The organism is Rhodospirillales bacterium (genome assembly GCA_014323865.1).
Lineage (GTDB): Bacteria > Pseudomonadota > Alphaproteobacteria > SP197 > SP197 > SP197.
The window spans coordinates 304,407-323,084 of sequence record JACONG010000016.1; the positions used below are offsets into that span (position 1 = coordinate 304,407).

Genomic DNA, 18,678 nt, shown 5'->3' on the forward strand with positions numbered 1-18,678 from the left:
GCCGCAGGGCCAGGCTTTCCTCGCGACCGCCGCGGGGCTAGGACTTACCCGATGGAGGCTCATCTGAACAACCTGTCGCGTGACGAAGCCATCGGGAGGTTTTTGAACCGATGTGGTTGGGGCGATGCCGAACGACACCCACTGGCGGGCGATGCCTCGTTCCGGCGCTACGATCGCATCAGGGGGCCACGCGGGCGCGCCGTTCTGATGGATGCGCCGCCGCCGGAAGAGGATATTCGTCCATTCGTGACGGTGGCACGCCATCTCTCTGCGACAGGTCTCGCCGCGCCGGCAATCCTGGACGAGGATGCCGAGGCTGGCTTCCTTCTGCTTGAGGATCTCGGAGACAGCATCTACACCCGTGTCCTGATCGGGAGCGACAACGAAATCACGCTCTACGTCGCCGCCATTGAGGCGCTTGCCGTCCTTCATCGTGCCGCATTGCTGCACGATCTGCCGCCCTACGACGACGATCTGCTCCACTTCGAGCTCTCGCTTCTGACCGACTGGTTTATGCCGCTCGCAGGCCTGGAACTGACCGCCGAGGGGCGCGACGAGTTCGTCGCGCTGTGGGACGATCTGTTCCCGCTCGCGCGGCGGCTGCCCGATGTCGTCGTCCTGCGCGACTACCACGCCGACAATCTGCTCTGGCTTCCCGAGCGGGACGGAGTCAAACGCGTCGGCCAGCTCGATTTCCAGGACGCCGTGATCGGGCCGGCCAGCTACGACATCGTCTCCCTGCTCAAGGATGCACGCCGTGACGTCGCGCCGGAGACGGTCGAGGCGGCCATCGAGAGTTATCTCGCGGCGTTCCCGTCGCTCGACCGCGCCGACTTCGAAACCTCCTGTGCGGTCATGGGCGCGCACCGGAATTTGAAGATCGCCGGCATCTTCTGTCGCCTGCTCACGCGCGACGGCAAACCCGGCTACCAGGACTACATGCCCAGGGTCTGGGGCCATCTCGCCCATGAGCTGCGGCATCCGGCGCTCGCACCGCTAACGGACTGGCTCGACCGCTGGATCCCTTCGGAGAAGCGGACACGGGCCGCATGATGGCGCCGTCGCGTGCGATGATCCTCGCTGCCGGCCGGGGCATGCGCATGCGGCCGATCTCCGATCACACGCCCAAACCCCTGATCGAGATCGGCGGACGGTCGATGCTGGACCGCATGCTGGACCGCTTTCACGGCTTTGGCACCGTTGTGGTCAATGCCTGGCATCTTGCAGGCCGGATCGCTGACGCACTCGAACAACGCGGCGACCCCGCTGTCGTTCTGAGCCGGGAATCGGACCTGCTCGACACCGGCGGTGGCGTGCTGAATGCACTCGACATGCTGGGTGCCGATCCCTTCGTCGTCGCCAACGGTGACGTCCTGATTGCGGAACGCGGCACGCCGGCCCTGGAGATCCTGGCGGCAGCCTGGGATGAGCGCCGGATGGACGCGTTGCTGCTGCTCGTGCCGACAGCCGAGGCTGGAGGGTTTCGCGGTGCGGGGGACTTCTTCCTTGATGAGGATCATCGCCCGGTGCGCCGGGGCGAAGCCCCGCATGCCCCCTTCGTCTATGCCAGCCTCCAGATCGTTCATCCACGGCTGCTGCGCGATGCGCCGGAACCGCCGTTCTCCTTCAACCTGCTCTGGGACAAGGCGCTCGCCGCCGGTCGCCTGTTCGGTGTGCAGCACGACGGTGGCTGCTTCACGGTTGATACGCCCGAGAACCTCGAGGCAGCCGAGCGTTGGCTGAAGGACATGACATGAAGGGCGTCTACAACATTCCGAGCGGGGTATCCTTCGTCGATGCGCTGGCTGCAGGGGTGTTACACGACACCAGGGGCGAGCCCGCCGCCCTGGATGATACGTTAATCCTGGTTCCCACGCGGCGCGCCTCTCGCAGCCTGCGCGAGGCGTTCCTGCGCCAGTCGGACGGGCATGCGCTGATTCTGCCCGCGATCCGTCCGATCGGCGATGTGGACGAGGACGAACTCACGGTCTCGCTCGCCGGCGAACATGAAACCGGCCTCGACATCCTTCCTGCGATCACGCCGCTGCGCCGACAGCTCCTCCTGGCCCGGCAGATCCGGAACGATCCTGAATTCGGCGTCACGAGCGACGAGCAGGCTGCCAAACTTGCCGAGGCCCTGGCGTCCTTCATCGACGAAGTCGACACGGCCGAGGTTTCGATGGATCGGCTCGACACCTTGGTCGAGGGCGATCTCGCCGAACACTGGCAAACGACGCTGGTGTTCCTGCGACGAGTTGTCGATGGCTGGCACCAGCAGTGCACCCGTGAGGAGCGGCTGGATCCGGCCCGTCGCCGCCGCATGTTGCTGGACACGCTGAACGAACGCTGGCGCCTCCGTCCTCCCCATCACCCTGTTATCGCTGCGGGTTCCACGGGCTCGATCCCATCGACGGCCAGGCTTCTCGCACGCATCGCCGCCCTGCCCCATGGCGCGGTCGTTCTTCCCGGGCTCGATCGCGAGCTCGACGAGGCGGCTTGGGACGCGATCGAGGCCAGTCACCCCCAGCATGGCCTCAAGACCCTGCTCGATCACATCGGGATCGAACGGAAGATGGTGACGGACTGGGGGCCGCTCCCGGACTCCGGCCTGGTGCTCGGCAGTCCGGCGCGCCGCCGGCTGCTTTCCGACGCCCTTCGCCCCCCGTTGGCCGAAGGACCGGCTGTGGCGAACACTGCCGACGCCATCAGCGGTCTCGAACTCGCCGCCTGCGCCAACCCGCGGGAAGAGGCTCAGGTGGCTGCGCTGCGGATGCGCATTGCGCTGGAGGAACCGGAACGCACGGTTGCGCTGGTCACGCGCGACCGGTCGATCGCCCGTCGCGTGGCATCGGAACTGCGGCGCTGGAACATCGATGTCGACGACTCGGCCGGTATGGCGCTTGGCGCGGCCCCGGCGGGCGTGTTCTTCCGCTTGCTGGCCCGCGCCCTCGCCGCGAACTGGGCACCCGTCCCCGTGCTCGCGCTGCTGAAGCACCCGTTTCTGCGTCTCGGCCGCGACCCTGCCGAGATCCGTCCGCTGGTTCGCCGCCTCGAACGCAGGGCGCTGCGCGGCCCGCGCCCGGCGCCCGGGATCGACGGTCTGCGGGATGCCGTCGACGAAAATGCCGATCTCCAAGGCTTTCTTGACGAGATCAGCAGCGCTATCGGGGGATTTGCCGAGCAACTGGCCACACAGGCTGCGCCGCTCGCGCTTCTGATCGAGGCCCATGGCCGGGCGTTCGAGGCATTGGCACGTCCGGCGGACGCGTCAACCGGATCGATCTGGCAGCACGATGACGGAGAAGCGCTGCACAGCTTTGTCGCGGAGATGCGCGACCATGCGGGCGCCTTCGGATTGATCCAGACCGAAGCCTACCCCGCCCTGCTCGACACCCTGATGGCGCAGCGCGTCGTCAGGCCGCGCTTCGGCAAACACCCCCGTGCCTTCATCTGGGGGCCGCTCGAGGCCCGCATGCAGCACGCCGACTGCGTCATCCTGTCCGGCCTGGTCGAAGGCAACTGGCCACCTGAACCGCCCCACGACCCCTGGCTCAGCCGACCGATGCGCAGGCGCTTCGGCCTGGACACCCCGGAGCAACGCATCGGCCTCGCCGCGCACGATTTTGTTCAGGCCGCTTCGGCCGCCAACGTGCTGCTGCTTTACTCCGAACGCGCGGACGGCGCACCGACGGTTCCGGCGCGTTGGCTCGTACGCCTGCGCGCCCGGCTTGATGCCTGCGGTCTCGCACGCGAGACATTGGCCGGTGCCACGCTCTGGCGGCGCTGGCAGACGGTCCTGGACCGTCCGCCGCTGGTCGAACCTGTCGAGCAGCCGCAGCCGCGCCCCCCGATCGAGGACCGTCCCCGAAATCTGTCCGTCACCCAGATTGCGCTCTGGCAACGTAACCCCTATGCGATCTACGCGCGCCATGTCCTTGGTCTCAGGCCGCTCGACGAGATCGACGAAGACGCCGACGCCGCCATGCGCGGCAGCTTCATCCACGAGGCCCTGGAACGTTTCGTCACGGAGTTTCCCGACAACCTGCCATCCGATGCGCTGGATCGCCTGCTGGATCATGGGCGCAACATCCTCGGTCCGATGCTGGAGCGCCCGGTGGTCGCAGCCTTCTGGTGGCAGCGCTTCGAGCATATCGCGGGCTGGTTCGTGGAGGAGGAACGACGGCGACGCGACCGCATCACCAGAATCGTGGCTGAGACAAGCGGATCGCTCGAGATCGACGACGGTTCGGGCGGACGGTTCCGGCTGACGGCGAAGGCGGACAGGCTTGAAATAGGCGATGACGGCCGCATCGCCGTGGTCGACTACAAGACTGGCGCACCGCCGACCAGGAAGGATGTAATCAGCGGGATGGCCCCGCAGCTGCCGCTCGAGGCTGCCATGGTCGAGGCTGGCGGATTCGAGGATCTGGAGCAGGCATCGGTCGCGAGCCTCGAGCACTGGAAGCTGACCGGCGGTCATATCGGTGGCAAGATCACTACGATCGCGGATGAGACCGACCAGATCGCACGGGACGCACGGGACGGCCTGCAACGCCTCGTGTCGATCTTCGCCCGACCGGAGACGGCTTATCTGGACCATCCTGCGGGCGAGCCCGTTCATCGGTTCGACCCCTACCTCGATGTCGCTCGCACCAACGAATGGCGCCTGGGCTGGGGCCAACCGCTGGACGATGTTGCGTTCGTCGACGTGCCGGAGAGCGGGACGCCTCGCCCTCGGGCATCCGACCCGCGGCAACAGGCCATGTCGGACCCGAACATGTCGGTCTGGGTGGCGGCCTCGGCCGGCACCGGAAAGACCAAGGTGCTGACCGACCGCGTGCTGCGTCTTCTGCTCGACGGCAACCCACCCTCACGCATCCTCTGCCTGACGTTCACACGCGCCGCCGCGGCAGAGATGGCCAACCGCATCCGCCAGGAGCTGGCCGGCTGGTCGGCCATGGACAACACCGACCTCCGTACCGATCTCACCGCGCTGACCGGATCGGAGCCCGATGACGACGTGATGGCACGCGCGCGCATCCTGTTCGCGGCCACGCTCGACGCGCCGGGCGGCCTGCAGATTGCCACGATCCACAGCTTCTGCCAGTCACTCCTGGGACGCTTTCCACTCGAGGCTGGTATCGCCCCCCATTTCGGGCTGATCGAGGATCGCGCCCGTTCCGAGCTCCTGCAGGCGGCACGCGACAGCGTCATCGGCCGCATCGCGGCAGGGCGTGCGCCGGCGCTTCGCTCCGCGCTCGACAGGCTCTTGCTGGAGGCCGGAGAAGGTCGGGCCAGCGCGCTGCTGCAGGAGATCTGCGACAGCGCCGCCGCGTTCGACCACATGCTGCGGCGCTACGGTACCCTCGACGAGGCTTTGCGCGCCTTGGCGATGGGCCTCCAGATCGATCCCGACCAGACCGACCGGGATGTCGTCGCCAAGGCCTGCCGCGACCGGGAGATGGACGGCGACGCTCTGCGGCGTGCCGCCGAAGCCCTGTCGGGTGGCGGCAAGACAGACATCGAGGCGGCCGATGCAATCGCTCCGTTCCTGGCAGCAGCCGAAGCCGATCGCCCGGATTTCTTCCACACCTACGCCAGTGCCTTCCTCAAGAGGGATTGGACCCCCGGCTCGCGACCGGTCGGCAGCAAGGCCGTACGCGAAAGCCATCCCGATCTCGCCGAGGCACTCGATGGGGAACGCGAGCGCCTTGCCCTGGTCTTCGAGCGGCTGAAGGCGTTCGAGACCTTCGAGCGAACGCGGGCCGTGCTTGTGCTGGGTGCGGATATCCTGACCGATTTCCGGCGGATGAAGGCAGCCATGGCCATGCTCGACTATGATGACATGATCGAACACGCGCGTGCACTGCTGTCGAAGCCCGATATCGCGCCCTGGGTTCTGTTCAAGCTCGACGGCGGTATCGACCATGTTCTCGTCGACGAAGCCCAGGACACCAATTCCGCCCAGTGGGACGTGATCCTGAAGCTGACCGAGGAGTTCTTTGACGGAGCGGGCGACCGGGAGCGGCCGCGCACGATCTTCGTTGTCGGTGACGAGAAGCAGTCGATCTTCAGCTTTCAGGGCGCCGATCTGGACGCCTTCCAGGCGGTGCGCCGGACTCTGGAGGAGCGCGCTGCCCCCGGTACCTGGCTGGCCGACAGCCTGGACCTTTCGTTCCGCTCGGTGCCCGCCATCCTCAATCTGGTCGACGCTGTGTTCGACAGTCCCGAGGCCTCATCGGGCGTCGTTTTCCGCGGCGAGACCATTCGCCACGAGTCCTTTCGCAAGGAGGACGGCGGCATGGTCGAGGTCTGGCCCGTACTGCATGCTGAGACGCCGGAGCTCGGCGATCCCTGGACACGCTGTCTCGACAGCTCCCAACCGCGCGACCACAACACACGACTCGCCGCCGCCATGGCGCAGCGCATCGCCGAACTGACAGGCGCCGACGGCGGGCCCGGAGAGATTCTCGCGTCGCGCGGTGACACCGTGAGGGCCGGCGATGTTCTGGTTCTGGTGCGTCGCCGGAGCGACTTTGTGACCGCCCTGGTGCGCGAACTGCGTCGCGCTGGGGTGGCCGTGGCCGGCGTCGACCGCATGGATCTGACGGGCGAAATCGTCGTGCGCGATCTCCTCGCTCTGGGACGACTCTGCCTGCTTCCCGAAGACGACCTGTCCCTCGCCAGCGTGCTCAAGGGCCCCTTCGTGGGTTTCGACGACGATCTGCTCTTCCAGCTCGCAACGAACCGGCAGGACGACACAACGCTCTGGCAAACGCTGCGCCAGCGCCGCAACGAGGCGCCGGCCTTCGATCGTGCCGCATCATGGATCGAAAGCCTCCTCAGCATGACGGATCTTGCCGCACCGTTCGATTTTTTCGACCGGTTACTGACTCTGCCGTGTGCCAGCGCCGAGGGATTCAACGGCCGCAAGGCGCTGATCCATCGCCTCGGGCTGGAAGCCCAGGACCCGCTCGACGAATTCCTCAACCTCGCACTGGCTTACGAGCGCGATCATGCCCCCTCGCTGCAGGGATTCGTGTGGTGGATCTCCAGCGGCACCGCCGAGGTCAAGCGCGAGGCTGAGACAGCGGGCGACACAGTGCGCATCATGACCGTGCATGGCTGCAAGGGCCTTCAGGCACCCGTCGTCTTTCTCGTCGACGACATGGGACGTGACCGATCGGGTCCGTCGATCCACTGGGATCCCCGGGTCTTGCTGCCGTTGTGGGTCGGCGCTGCGGCGGTCCGAACGACGTGGGGCGACAGTCTCTCCGACGCACGCAGCCGCAAGGCCGCCGAAGAGGAACGCCGCCTGCTTTACGTCGCCCTGACACGGCCCAGGGACCGTCTCTATGTCTGTGCGGCGCAGAAGGGCAGCAACGAGAAACTCGGAACATGGCACGACATGATTGCCAAGGCGCTCTCCGGACTCGATGGCCGTGCATCGGTCGCGGTGCCGTTCGACGGCGAGGCCTGGCGTCTGACGTGCCCGCAGGTCCGGCCGGTCGACCTGCAGCCGGTCGGTCCGGACCGTGACGTCGCGATCGTGAATCTACCGTCCGAAGCAACGATGGACCTGCCCGCCGAAAGAGCCATCGACCGGCCGATCAGTCCGTCACGTCTGACCGGGGCCGAGGCGTTACCGCGCTCACCGCTCGGCGAACGGGATGACGGCGCCGCACTGAAACGCGGCCGCCTGGTGCATCGCCTGCTGGAGTTGTTGCCACCGGTTCCGCTCGACAGGCGAACAGCGGCAGCCGGACGACTCATTACGTCACACGCTCCCGAACTTTCCGACACGGAACAACGGGACATCGCGGACCGCGTGCTCGCTCTTTTGGACGACCCTGCCTACGCCTTCGTGTTCGGGCCGGGAAGTCGTGCCGAAGTGGCGGTGTCGGGTGTGCTGGGCGAGATGGTTGTAGCAGGCCAGATCGACCGTCTGGCCGTGTCGCATGAGAAGGTCGCGATCATCGACTTCAAGACCGGACGGAATGCTCCTGACGTCGCGGACAAGACTCCAGTCGCCTATCTCAAACAACTTGCTGGCTATCGCGAACTTGTGCGCCTGATCTACAAGGATCGATCAATATCCTGTTCTTTACTTTGGACTGATATACCTTCACTGGTGGAGATCCCGAGTTCTCTTCTGGATACCCACAGACTGCCGTCATGGCAGGCTTGCACCGCTTGACGCCTTGGCGGGGCCTTCCTAAATACGTCGTCCACTCGGGATCATGGCCTGCCTGCCAGCGAGACCGGGAGCAACAAATCAGGAGAGACGAGGACCATGAGCATCCAGCATACGACCGATGATTCGTTCGAACAGGATGTCCTCAACGCAGATGGCCCCGTGCTGGTCGATTTCTGGGCCGAGTGGTGCGGACCCTGCAAGCAGATTGCGCCCGCGCTCGAGGGCCTGTCCCAGGACTACGGCGACAAGGTCCAGGTCGTGAAGGTCAACATCGACGAGAATCCCGGCACCCCGTCGAAGTACGGCGTGCGCGGCGTCCCGACGATGATGATGTTCAAGGGCGGCGAAGTCGCCGCCGTGAAGGTCGGCGCCCTGCCCAAGAGCAAACTCTACGAGTGGGTCGACGGCGCGATGTGAGATCTTGCGCCAGCGGGTGACCGCCGGCGCCGCGCTTCTCGCGACAATGTGAAGGTTCTGCGAGCGCCGCAACCTTGGTGCCGCTACCGCTTGGCATCATAATCGCCCGGTGAAGCTGGGCGACTATCTGACCACCTCGGGATTCTCCGTACGGGACCTTGCCAGAACGGTAAACTTCACCGAAGCGGCGATGAGTCGGTATGTCTCGGGCAAGCTTCTGCCCCGCGCCGAGATCATGCAGCGCATCGTCGAGGCGACCGAAGGCGAAGTTCAAGCCCAATGACTTCTTTGAGCGTGCACACGTGGCCGCGCCACGATCCGGCCGGGACGGTCCTGTCGTGACCGGTCCCTCAACAAACCACGACTCGGCGACCGACGAGGCTGGAGCGTTCCTGGCGCAGCACCCTGAGGTGCGCTGGGTCGACGCGATGATACCCGATATCTGCGGCATTCCCCGGGGGAAGCGACTCGACGTTTCGGCTCTCGGGAAGCTCTACACCACGGGCCTCGTTCTGCCGGGATCGACCTATGCGCTCGACATGCTGGGCAACAATGTCGACAGCACCGGCATGGGGCCGGCCGATGGCGATCCCGACTATCCCTGTCATGCCGTTCCCGGAACGCTGACGGCTGTGCCGTGGCAGGGGCCTGAGCACGCCCAGGTCCTGATGAGCATGAGCGATCAGAACGGCAAACCCTGGTGGCTCGACCCGCGTCATATCGTGCGTCGGATCGCCGATCAGGTGGGTGCGCTCGGCTTCACGCCGGTCGTGGCGATCGAGCTGGAGTTCTATCTGCTCGAGAACGACGCCGACGAGGACGGCAGGCCGATGCCGGCCCGCTCGCCGGTGACGGGCCGCAAGCCGTCGGAAACCCAAGTTTATCTGATGGACGAGCTCGATGCCTATGCGCCGGTGCTCAACGACATCGTCGCGACCTGTCGGTCCCAGGGTATCCCCACCGACGTCGCAACCATCGAGTACGCGCCGGGTCAGTTCGAGATCAACCTGCACCACACGGACGATCCCGTCGCGGCCTGCGATCACGCCATGCTGCAGAAGCGCGCCATCAAGGGTGTTGCCGCAGCCAAGGACCTGACAGCAACCTTCATGGCCCGGCCTTTCCGCCAGTTCTCCACAAGCGGCACGCATATCCATATTTCGTTGCTCGATGACCAGGGACGGAACGTGTTCGACGACGGTGGACCTCAGGGCAGCGAGCTCTTCCGTCATGCGATCGGGGGCTTGGTGGCGACCATGGCCGAGGCCATGCCGATCTGGGCGCCCAACGCCAACTCGTTCCGCAGGATCACACCGACGGGCTGGGTACCGATGGCGCCGACCTGGGGCTACAACAACCGAACGGTCTCGCTCAGGGTGCCGGGCGGGCCTTCAGCGGCGCGGCGCATCGAGCACCGACCGGCCGGCGCCGACGCCAATCCCTATCTGGTCGCGGCCGCGATCCTGGCGGGTGTGCACCACGGCATCACGAATGCGATCGATCCCGGCGCTCCGATAACGGGCAACGCAGCCGAAAAGGTCGCCCCGACGCTGCCCGCGATCTGGGTTGACGCTCTGCGTGCGTCGGATAATGCGAAGGTTCTGCCCGACTACTTCGGTGCGACGTGGTGGGACATCCACAGCAAGCTCAAGTGGGCCGAGTTCCACGAGTTCAACGACCACATCTCGAATCTTGAGTACGAGCGTCTGTTGACGCTGATCTAACCGTCCTGCGCCGCCAGGACCCGGCCGGCGAGATAGAGCGATCCACACATCAGGATCCGGCTGGCTTCCCCGGAGCGGCCCGCGAGATCGACCAAGGCGTTCTCGAAGCTGTCGGCCCGGGAGGCATTGATCCCGGTTTCCCGTAACAGGGCTTCCGTGTCTTCGGCAGGCAGGGTGTTCTTTTCGCCGGGGATACTGACGGCAACAGCGCGCCTGACATGCCGTGCAAGCGGCGCGATGAAGCCGCGGGGATCCTTGGTGTTCATCATGCCTACGACAAGATCGAGCGGACGTTCGGCCCAGTTCGAGGCCATGCCGGCGAGCACCTCGCCTGCAGCGGGATTGTGGCCGCCGTCGAGCCAGAGCTCGACATCATCGCCGACGAGGCGGTTGAGCGCACCACCCTCCAGCTTCTGGAGACGTGCAGGCCATCGTGCGGTTCGAAGCCCCTCTGCCATGTGGTCGTCGTTGATCGAGAAACCCTTGAGACGACGTAGGGCGGCCACCGATGTCGCCGCGTTAAAGGGCTGATGCGGTCCGAGCAGAACCGGCGTCGGAAGCGCCAGACGTTCGTCGCCATCGCGCAGGACAAAGCCATCGGCGCCGATCTCGGTCGCTTCGAAGTCACGCCCCGCGAGCCAAGCCGGCGCCCCCAGCGCATCGGCCTTCTCAAGCAGGACGTCGCGCGCGTCGATCTCCTGCGGACCGATCACGACCGGCACACCGGTCTTGATGATCCCGGCCTTCTCACCGGCGATCTTGGACAATGTGTCGCCGAGAAATTGTTGGTGGTCGTAGGAGATCGGCGTTATGATCGAGATCAGCGGCCGGTCGACAACATTGGTCGCATCAAGACGACCGCCCAGACCGGTTTCCATCAAGAGAATATCGGCCGGCTCGCGCGAAAACGCTAGGAATGCGGCTGCGGTCGTGACTTCAAAGAACGTGATGGCTTCGCCGCCGTTCGCTCGTTCGCATTCGTCGAGCAGGTCGGCCAGGGCATCTTCGTCGATCGCCGCACCGTCGATCTCGATGCGTTCGTGAAACCGGACCAGGTGCGGCGAGGTGTAGCTGTGGACGCGGTAGCCGGCAGCGCGCAGAACGGCGCGCATGTAGGCGACGATCGAACCCTTGCCGTTGGTGCCTGCAATGTGGACCACGGGCGGGAGCTTCGTGTATGGCTGTCCGAGCCGCTCAAGGATCGCGTACATGCGGTCGAGCGACAGGTCGATCAGCTTCGGATGAAGCCCCATCAAACGTTCGAGCAGAACATCACTTGACAGTTTGCTCACGCAGGCGCCGCTTCTTCGGCATCGTTCGCCGGGATCTGCAGAAGCTCGTCTTCCTGCGGGCGGCCCGACATCAGGTGATCGAGCAGGATGACCAGCCGGTCACGCAGCTCGGGCCGACGCACCACCATGTCCAGCATGCCGTGATCGAGCAGATACTCGGCACGCTGGAAACCTTCGGGCAGCTTCTCGCGGATCGTCTCTTCGATCACGCGCGCGCCGGCGAAACCGATGATGGCACCGGGTTCGGCGATCGAGACGTCACCCAGCATTGCAAATGAAGCTGTCACACCGCCCGTGGTCGGATTTGTCATCACGCTGATGTAGGGCAGACTGGCCTCCTTCAGCTCGGTGATGGCGACCGTCGTGCGGGCCATCTGCATCAGCGATAGGATGCCCTCTTGCATGCGCGCGCCGCCCGACGCCGAAAAGATGATCAATGCGGCATCCTGAAGCCTGGCCAGCCGCGCCGCCGTGACGATTGCCTCGCCGACAGCGGTGCCCATCGAACCGCCCATGAAATCGAAGTTAAAGATGGCGCAGACAACAGGGCGTTCCCCGACTTCGCCATGGGCCACGACCATGGCGTCTTTCTCGCCGGTCTTCGTCTGGGCTTCCTTCACGCGATCGGAGTAACGCTTGCGGTCGCGGAAGCGCAGCGGGTCGGCGGCGACCTTGGGAAGTTCGATGCGATCGAACTTGCCGTCGTCGAACAGGGACCGTAGTCTGACATCAGGCGCGATACGCATATGGAAGCCGCAATGCGGGCAGACGTTCATCGCGGCTTCGAGATCGCGGTGAAAGATCATCTGCTCGCAGTTCGGGCATTTGTCCCAGAGCGTCTCCGCCGTCTGGGTCTTGCGAACCAGATCCCGGATCTTGGGAAGCGCCAGATCGGAGAGCCAGCTCATGCCATCGCACTCTTGATTCCCGAGGAAAGATCGCGGGCGATGTTCAAGACATTCTCGACACATGCGCGCGTGCCCTTGCCGTCGGCGTCAAGCCCGTGGGCGACCGCCTGACAGAAGACGGTCCCGACGGCGATGCCATCCGCCACCCGTGCGATCGCCTCGGCGTGCTCGGCGGTCTTGATGCCGAAACCGACGGCCACCGGCAGGTCGGTCGCCGCCTTGATGCGTGCAACTGCATCGCCCACGACGGCGGGATCGGCCGATCGGGTGCCGGTAATCCCGGTGATCGAGACATAGTAGACGAAACCCGAAGCGTTCAAGAGCACGGCCGGCAGGCGCCTGGCATCGGTCGTCGGCGTTGCGAGCCGGATCCAGTTGAAGCCTGCTTCGATCGCCGGAAGACAGAGTTCGTTGTCCTCCTCGCTCGGCATGTCGACGAGGATCAGGCCGTCGATGCCCGCCTCCTTGGCATCGGCCAGGAAGGCTTCGTTGCCGTAGGAGTAGATCGGATTGTAGTAACCCATCAGCACGATCGGCGTGTCCTGATCGTCCTTTCGGAACTCCCGCACCATCTCGATCGTGCGGCGCAGGGTCATGCCGGTCCGGAGCGCGCGCTGGGCGGCGACCTGAATGGTCGGCCCGTCGGCCATCGGATCGGTGAAGGGCATGCCGAGCTCGATAATGTCGGCACCGGCGGCAGGGAGACCCTTGACGATGTCGAGCGAGAGATCGAAATCGGGATCGCCCGCCATGATGTAGGCGACGAGCGCCGCGCGGCCTTCGTCCTTTAGTGCGGCAAAGCGCCTGTCGATGCGGGTCTCGCTCAAATCTCCACTCCCAGCGTTTCAGAGACCAGGAAGACGTCCTTGTCGCCCCGTCCGCACATGTTCATGCAGATGATGTGATCCCTCGGCAGATCCGGCGCGATCTTCATGACATGGGCCAGCGCATGGGCGGGCTCCAGCGCCGGGGTGATGCCCTCGAGCCGGGTGCAGAGCTGGAAGGCGTCGAGCGCCTCCTGATCGGTCGCCGAGACATAGTTGACGCGGCCGACGTCGGCGAGCCAAGCGTGTTCGGGCCCGATGCCCGGATAGTCGAGACCCGCCGAGATCGAATAGGGCTCGATGATCTGCCCGTCGTCGTCCTGCAGCAGGTAGGTGCGGTTACCGTGCAGAACGCCGGGGCGACCGCCGGTGATCGAGGCGGCGTGCTCTCCTGTTCCAATGCCGTGGCCGGCCGCTTCGACGCCATAGATAGCGACATCCTTGTCGTCGAGGAAGGGATGGAACAGGCCCATGGCATTAGAACCGCCGCCTATACAGGCAACGAGCGTATCAGGTCGTCGGCCTTCGGCCTCGATCATCTGCTCCTTCGCCTCACGCCCGATCACCGACTGGAATTCGCGCACGAGCTCCGGATAGGGGTGTGGACCGGCGACAGTGCCGATGATGTAGAAGGTCGTCTCGACGTTGGTGACCCAGTCGCGCAGGGCCTCGTTGAGCGCATCTTTCAGCGTGTGGGAGCCCGACGTTACGGGAACAACCTCGGCACCCAGGAGCCGCATGCGGAAGACATTGGGTTTCTGCCGCTCAATATCCTTGGCGCCCATGTAAACGACACAGGGTAGGCCGACCTTGGCGCAGACGGTCGCCGTGGCGACACCGTGCTGGCCGGCACCGGTCTCGGCAATGATGCGCTGCTTGCCCATACGCTGGGCAAGCAGGATCTGGCCGACGGTGTTGTTGATCTTGTGGGCGCCGGTGTGGTTGAGCTCGTCGCGCTTGAAGTAGATCTTCGCGCCGCCAAGGTGCTCGGTCAGCCGTTCGGCGAAGTACATCGGACTCGGACGGCCGATGTAGTGCTTCGCCCAGTGGTCGAATTCGGCCTGAAACGCAGGGTCGGTCTTGGCTTCGTTCCAGGCCTTTTCGAGAGCCAGAATGAGCGGCATGAGGGTCTCGGCGACATAGCGGCCACCGAACATCCCGAAGTGACCCTGTTCGTCAGGGCCGGAGCGATAGGTGTTGACCGAATCCATGGTGTTCCGTGCGTTCAGACGGCCGGAACATGCCCCGTTCCCCGGGTATCTGCAACGATCCTTTGCGGCAGCCGCTAAAGCGCTGCGGCTTCGTCCATGAAGGCCCGGATCATTGCGGGATCCTTCTTGCCCGGTGCGGACTCCACACCGGACGCCACATCGGCGAACGTGGCCCCCGTCAGTTCGACGGCCTGCCTGAGATTGTCCGGATTGAGGCCGCCCGAAAGCAGCCACGGTCGCCGCCACGAACGGCCTGACAGCAACCGCCAATCGAAGGCAACGGCATTGCCGCCGGGCCGCGTGGCGCCCTTGGGCGGTTTGGTGTCGAACATGATGAAATCGGCGACGTGTTCGTAGTAGGCGACCGGCTCCAGGTCGGCAGCCTCCGAGATGCGGATGACCTTCAGGGCCCTGACCCTGTAGCGCTCGCGCACATCGGCAACCCGTTCCGGGCTCTCGTTTCCGTGGAACTGCACGATCGAGAGCTTCGCTGCGGGAACAATCCGGCTCAGCAGGTCGTCATCGGGATCGACCGTCACGCCGACCCGCTCGACATCGGGTCCGACCCGCTCGGCAAGGGGGCGAACCTGTTCGGTGTCCACGAAGCGCGGGCTCTTCAGAAAGAAGTTGAAGCCGACCATACGTGCGCCGTAGCGCCGCGCCGCATCCAGGCCTTCGTTGTCGTTCAGCCCGCAGATCTTGACGCCGATCGCCATATCAGACCGCCATCTCGTCAACAATGGCGTCCGCAGCAGCAGCCGGATCGTCCGATCGGGTGATCGGCCGGCCGACAACCAGATAGCTGGCGCCCGCCGCAATCGCCTCACCGGGCGTCATGACACGCTTCTGATCGTCGGTTGTGGCCGACGCGGGCCGGATACCGGGCACCACGAGGAGGAAATCATCACCGCAGTGGCCCCGAAGCCGTTCGACCTCAAGGGCCGAACAGACGACCCCGTCGACCCCGCACTCCTGCACGAGATCGGCCAGGCGCAAGACCTGGTCAGAGGCACCGCTCGACACCCCGACGGCAGCAAGATCGACGTCGTTGAGGCTCGTGAGCACCGTGACAGCAACGACACGCGGACGCGCCCCGCCCATCTCCGCGACCGTGTCCATCGCAGCTCGCATCATGGCAGAACCGCCCGCGGCATGGATTGTCGTGAGGAACGGGGCGACAGGTGCCATGCCTCGCAGACTGCCCTCTACGGTGTTGGGAATGTCGTGCAGCTTGAGATCAAGGAAGAGGCCGTGCTTGTCGCCGGTCACCGCTTCGACGCCCGCAGGTCCGTGGGCACAGAAAAACTCCAGGCCGAGCTTCAGCGCGCCAACATGGCCGTCGAGCCGGTCCGCCAGCGATCGGGCTGCGTCGAGGTCGGTCGTGTCGAGGGCGCAGAGCAGGCGGGCCGCGGCATCGCTGCGATCCATGATCGATGTTCCTTACAGGGACGGCGGCTTTATAACAGAGGAACTGCGCCTTCGTCAGCGTTCGTCTTCGGCCTCGAGCCGCGACATCAGGAACTTCGCGGTTCCGAGATCGAGATGACCTCCGCCGGAGTTCTTGTAGAGTGTGATCTCGTCGGCTGATTCCCGCCCCGTACAGGTACCGCGGGCAAGATCGAAGAGATCGCCTAACATGTCGGCATCGCTGATGATTCCCGCCTCGGTCGGCTGCGAAATGTCGCCGACCCGGCCGAGCGTGAACATGCGGGAATCCGCGAACAGCCGGGCCCGGCGAACGCAGGTGTCATCGCTTTCCCGCATGTGTTTCTGGTAGCCGCCGACAAGGTCGAGATGGGCACCGGGCTTGAGCCAATCTCCAAGAATCAGTGGTTCGGTCGCCATGGTAGCACAAGAGATGACATCGGCCTGACGCGCCGCGCTCTCAAGGTCATCGATCGCCTCAATGGCGACTCCTTCGAGAGCGAGATCATCGGCCAGCGCCGCCGCACGCGCCCCACTCCGGTTCCAGACGAGAACGCGGTGGATCGAGGGGCGGATTGCGGTGTGTGCCATGATCAGGTGCGGCGCCATGGCACCAGCGCCGACCATCAGAAGGACCTCGGCATCCTCGCGGGCAAGGAAACTTGCACCGGTCGCGGAATCGCCCGCGGTCTTGCGTAGTGTCAGTGCCGTCCCGTCCATCAGCGCAAGCGGACGACCGTTCTTGCCGTCGAACAGCGCGTAGACGCCCTGGACCGAAGGCAGGCCGGTGCCAGTGTACTCGTTGTCAGGAAAGACGGTAACGAGCTTGATGCCGACGGCTTCATCCCGCTGCCAGGCCGGCAACGCTAGGAACACGTTCTCGGTTCCGCTCGGCGCCGGCTGGGCGAGATGCACATCAAAGGCTTCGTCAACGTCCTGAAGGTGAAACGCCTTCAGGCCTTCGACCAGGGAGGGATAGTCCAGAAGACGATGAACCTCGTCGCCTGTCACCAAGCGCGCCATGGCTCACCTCCTTGGAAACGGATGTTGCAAGAGCATTTCAGGCGGCGCTCTGTTTGGCGGAGTCGGCCTGCAGAGCCGATTTCTCGGCCTTGAGCGCTTCGAGCTCCTTCTCCAGCTTCTTCGCACGGCGCCGACGCTGTGATGACGCCTTGCGGTGCTTGCGTTCAGAGATCCAGACAAAGAGGCCACCGAAGAGCGTGCCAAGGAGAAAGAACGCGACAAACACACCCGACAGCGGGATGGACCGACTGTAGGGCATGGGGGCGAACGACATCTCGACGAACTGGCTATTGGATGCCGCAAACACGGCAAGAGCGAGGGCGATAAGTCCGCCGATGAACCACTTCAGGAGATTCAACGGATCGCGCATGCGATCAGTCCTCGCAATCCTTCACGTTGAGGCGCTCGCGCAGCTCCTTGCCGGTCTTGAAAAAGGGCAGAAACTTCTCTTCCACCTTGACGGTGGCCCCGGTGCGTGGATTGCGCCCGACACGCGCATTGCGCCGGCGGACCGAAAACGAGCCGAAGCCACGCAGTTCGACGCGATCACCGGTCGCCAAGGCACCGCTGATCTCGTCGAACACGGTGTTGACGATGCGTTCGACATCGCGTTGGTAGAGATGAGGATAACGCTCCGAAAGGCGCGTGATCAGTTCCGATTTGGTCATATCGGCAATCCTGACAGTCGATCCAAGCAGCCTCTTCGCCCTCGGCCGCATCGGCAAAACTAAAGTTCAGGGTGCCAGAGGGCCAGCATGCCGTCAAGTATAAGTGGTTCTGGTAGAACGCTTTTCCCGGTTTCCCACAGGACTTCGGCATACCAGGGGAGATCATCCTCAATCTCGACATCGCGCAAGGGAAGATCTGTGGCGATGTCGTGCTCAGCCGCAAGCCAGTCACGTGCTTCGCGATCGCCGCCGAATTCGTCGACAAGTCCGTTCTCGACAGCCCGCACGCCGGAGAAGACCCGACCATCGGCCAGCGCCACCACGGCCGCATGATCGAGATCGGGCCGCCCTTCGTCGACGATCGAGACGAAGACGGCCTGCATCTCGTCGACCATGATCTGTGTCCACTCGCGCGCCTCGGGCAGCGTGCGCTCGAGCGGCGACGGATTGGCCTTGAGCGGGTCGCTTTTGATGTTTTCGAAGCTTATGCCGAGGATGTCGAAGAAGTCGACTACCTCTGTCGTCGGGAAGATCACACCGATCGAGCCGGTGATGGTGCCCTGACGTACAAAGATCCGCTCGCTGGCCATGGCGATCATATAGCCGGCCGATGTCGCGACATCCTCCATCACCACGACGACCGGCTTGGCATCGGCGACGCGGACAAGGTTCAGATAGAGATTCTCGCCACCGACAAAGGTGCCACCGGAGCTGTTGATGCGCAGCAGCAGCGCCTTGGCATTGTCGTCACGTGCGATGCGGTCGAGCGCATCGTCACGGTCGCGGTCGGTTTCGATGACGCCGTTGACGTCGAGCACCGCGACGTAGGCCCCTGTCGGTTCGTCATCGCCGATCTTGGCGAAGGCGACAATCGCGGCCAGCGCCAGAGCACCGACAAACAGCAATCGCCAGAGCATGAGACGGCGGCAAAGCCGCTGACGTTCGATCAGGGCTTCCGCATCCTGGGCCATCAGCGATTTCTCCCACCG

16 protein-coding genes are annotated in these 18,678 nt (G+C 64.7%); 6 read left to right on the forward strand and 10 right to left on the reverse strand.

The genetic code is table 11. The features are described 5' to 3' along the window. Positions 1-51: 51 nt before the first annotated feature. From GDA49_10375 to GDA49_10400, 6 genes are all read left to right on the forward strand, one after another. Positions 52-1,053 carry a phosphotransferase gene (locus GDA49_10375; protein ID MBC6440791.1) on the forward strand — a complete coding sequence of 334 codons (1,002 nt, stop codon included), beginning with the start codon at positions 52-54 and terminating at the stop codon, positions 1,051-1,053. After that, the gene (locus tag GDA49_10380) at positions 1,050-1,757 is read left to right on the forward strand and encodes a nucleotidyltransferase family protein (protein MBC6440792.1); all 708 of its coding nucleotides are present in this window, start codon (positions 1,050-1,052) and stop codon (positions 1,755-1,757) included. The genes GDA49_10375 and GDA49_10380 overlap by 4 nt, the downstream gene beginning before the upstream one ends. Next, complete coding sequence (gene addA, locus GDA49_10385; protein MBC6440793.1) at positions 1,754-8,197, forward strand: double-strand break repair helicase AddA; 6,444 nt, start codon at positions 1,754-1,756, stop codon at positions 8,195-8,197. Before GDA49_10380 ends, addA begins: the two co-directional genes overlap by 4 nt. A 96-nt stretch (positions 8,198-8,293) precedes the next feature. Then, a complete protein-coding gene (gene trxA / locus GDA49_10390; GenBank protein MBC6440794.1) occupies positions 8,294-8,614 on the forward strand; it encodes a thioredoxin TrxA in 321 nt (106 codons plus the stop codon). Positions 8,615-8,723: 109 nt separating this feature from the next. Next, positions 8,724-8,897, forward strand: coding sequence for a helix-turn-helix transcriptional regulator (locus tag GDA49_10395; GenBank protein MBC6440795.1), 174 nt, complete (start codon positions 8,724-8,726; stop codon positions 8,895-8,897). Positions 8,898-8,952: 55 nt separating this feature from the next. Continuing rightward, the gene (locus tag GDA49_10400; protein MBC6440796.1) at positions 8,953-10,338 is read left to right on the forward strand and encodes a glutamine synthetase; all 1,386 of its coding nucleotides are present in this window, start codon (positions 8,953-8,955) and stop codon (positions 10,336-10,338) included. Here the strand turns inward: GDA49_10400 and GDA49_10405 are convergent. The 10 genes from GDA49_10405 to sppA all read right to left on the reverse strand — a co-directional run bounded on the left by GDA49_10405 (position 10,335) and on the right by sppA (position 18,660). Next, positions 10,335-11,630, reverse strand: coding sequence for a bifunctional folylpolyglutamate synthase/dihydrofolate synthase (locus GDA49_10405; protein ID MBC6440797.1), 1,296 nt, complete (start codon positions 11,628-11,630; stop codon positions 10,335-10,337). The two genes, GDA49_10400 and GDA49_10405, sit on opposite strands and share 4 nt — an antisense overlap. Further along, the gene (locus GDA49_10410; GenBank protein ID MBC6440798.1) at positions 11,627-12,538 is read right to left on the reverse strand and encodes an acetyl-CoA carboxylase carboxyltransferase subunit beta; all 912 of its coding nucleotides are present in this window, start codon (positions 12,536-12,538) and stop codon (positions 11,627-11,629) included. The genes GDA49_10405 and GDA49_10410 overlap by 4 nt, the downstream gene beginning before the upstream one ends. Further along, positions 12,535-13,365: a tryptophan synthase subunit alpha gene (locus GDA49_10415; GenBank protein MBC6440799.1), complete on the reverse strand. Its 831-nt coding sequence runs from the start codon at positions 13,363-13,365 to the stop codon at positions 12,535-12,537. Before GDA49_10415 ends, GDA49_10410 begins: the two co-directional genes overlap by 4 nt. Beyond that, on the reverse strand, positions 13,362-14,573 hold the full coding sequence (gene trpB / locus GDA49_10420; GenBank protein MBC6440800.1) for a tryptophan synthase subunit beta: 1,212 nt from the start codon (positions 14,571-14,573) through the stop codon (positions 13,362-13,364). The genes GDA49_10415 and trpB overlap by 4 nt, the downstream gene beginning before the upstream one ends. A gap of 74 nt (positions 14,574-14,647) precedes the next feature. Continuing rightward, a complete protein-coding gene (locus tag GDA49_10425) occupies positions 14,648-15,289 on the reverse strand; it encodes a phosphoribosylanthranilate isomerase (protein MBC6440801.1) in 642 nt (213 codons plus the stop codon). A 1-nt stretch (position 15,290) separates the two neighbouring features. Beyond that, complete coding sequence (gene pyrF / locus GDA49_10430; protein MBC6440802.1) at positions 15,291-16,001, reverse strand: orotidine-5'-phosphate decarboxylase; 711 nt, start codon at positions 15,999-16,001, stop codon at positions 15,291-15,293. A gap of 54 nt (positions 16,002-16,055) precedes the next feature. Further along, entirely contained in the window at positions 16,056-17,021 is a 966-nt protein-coding gene (locus GDA49_10435) for an ornithine cyclodeaminase family protein (GenBank protein ID MBC6440803.1), read from the reverse strand. A 37-nt stretch (positions 17,022-17,058) separates the two neighbouring features. Continuing rightward, positions 17,059-17,391 (reverse strand): LapA family protein, encoded by a 333-nt coding sequence (locus tag GDA49_10440; protein MBC6440804.1) that lies wholly within the window; start codon positions 17,389-17,391, stop codon positions 17,059-17,061. Between the two features lie 4 nt (positions 17,392-17,395). Continuing rightward, positions 17,396-17,689, reverse strand: a complete 294-nt coding sequence (gene ihfB / locus GDA49_10445; GenBank protein MBC6440805.1) for an integration host factor subunit beta — start codon at positions 17,687-17,689, stop codon at positions 17,396-17,398. Between the two features lie 59 nt (positions 17,690-17,748). Next, the gene (gene sppA / locus GDA49_10450; GenBank protein ID MBC6440806.1) at positions 17,749-18,660 is read right to left on the reverse strand and encodes a signal peptide peptidase SppA; all 912 of its coding nucleotides are present in this window, start codon (positions 18,658-18,660) and stop codon (positions 17,749-17,751) included. Positions 18,661-18,678 lie beyond the last annotated feature (18 nt).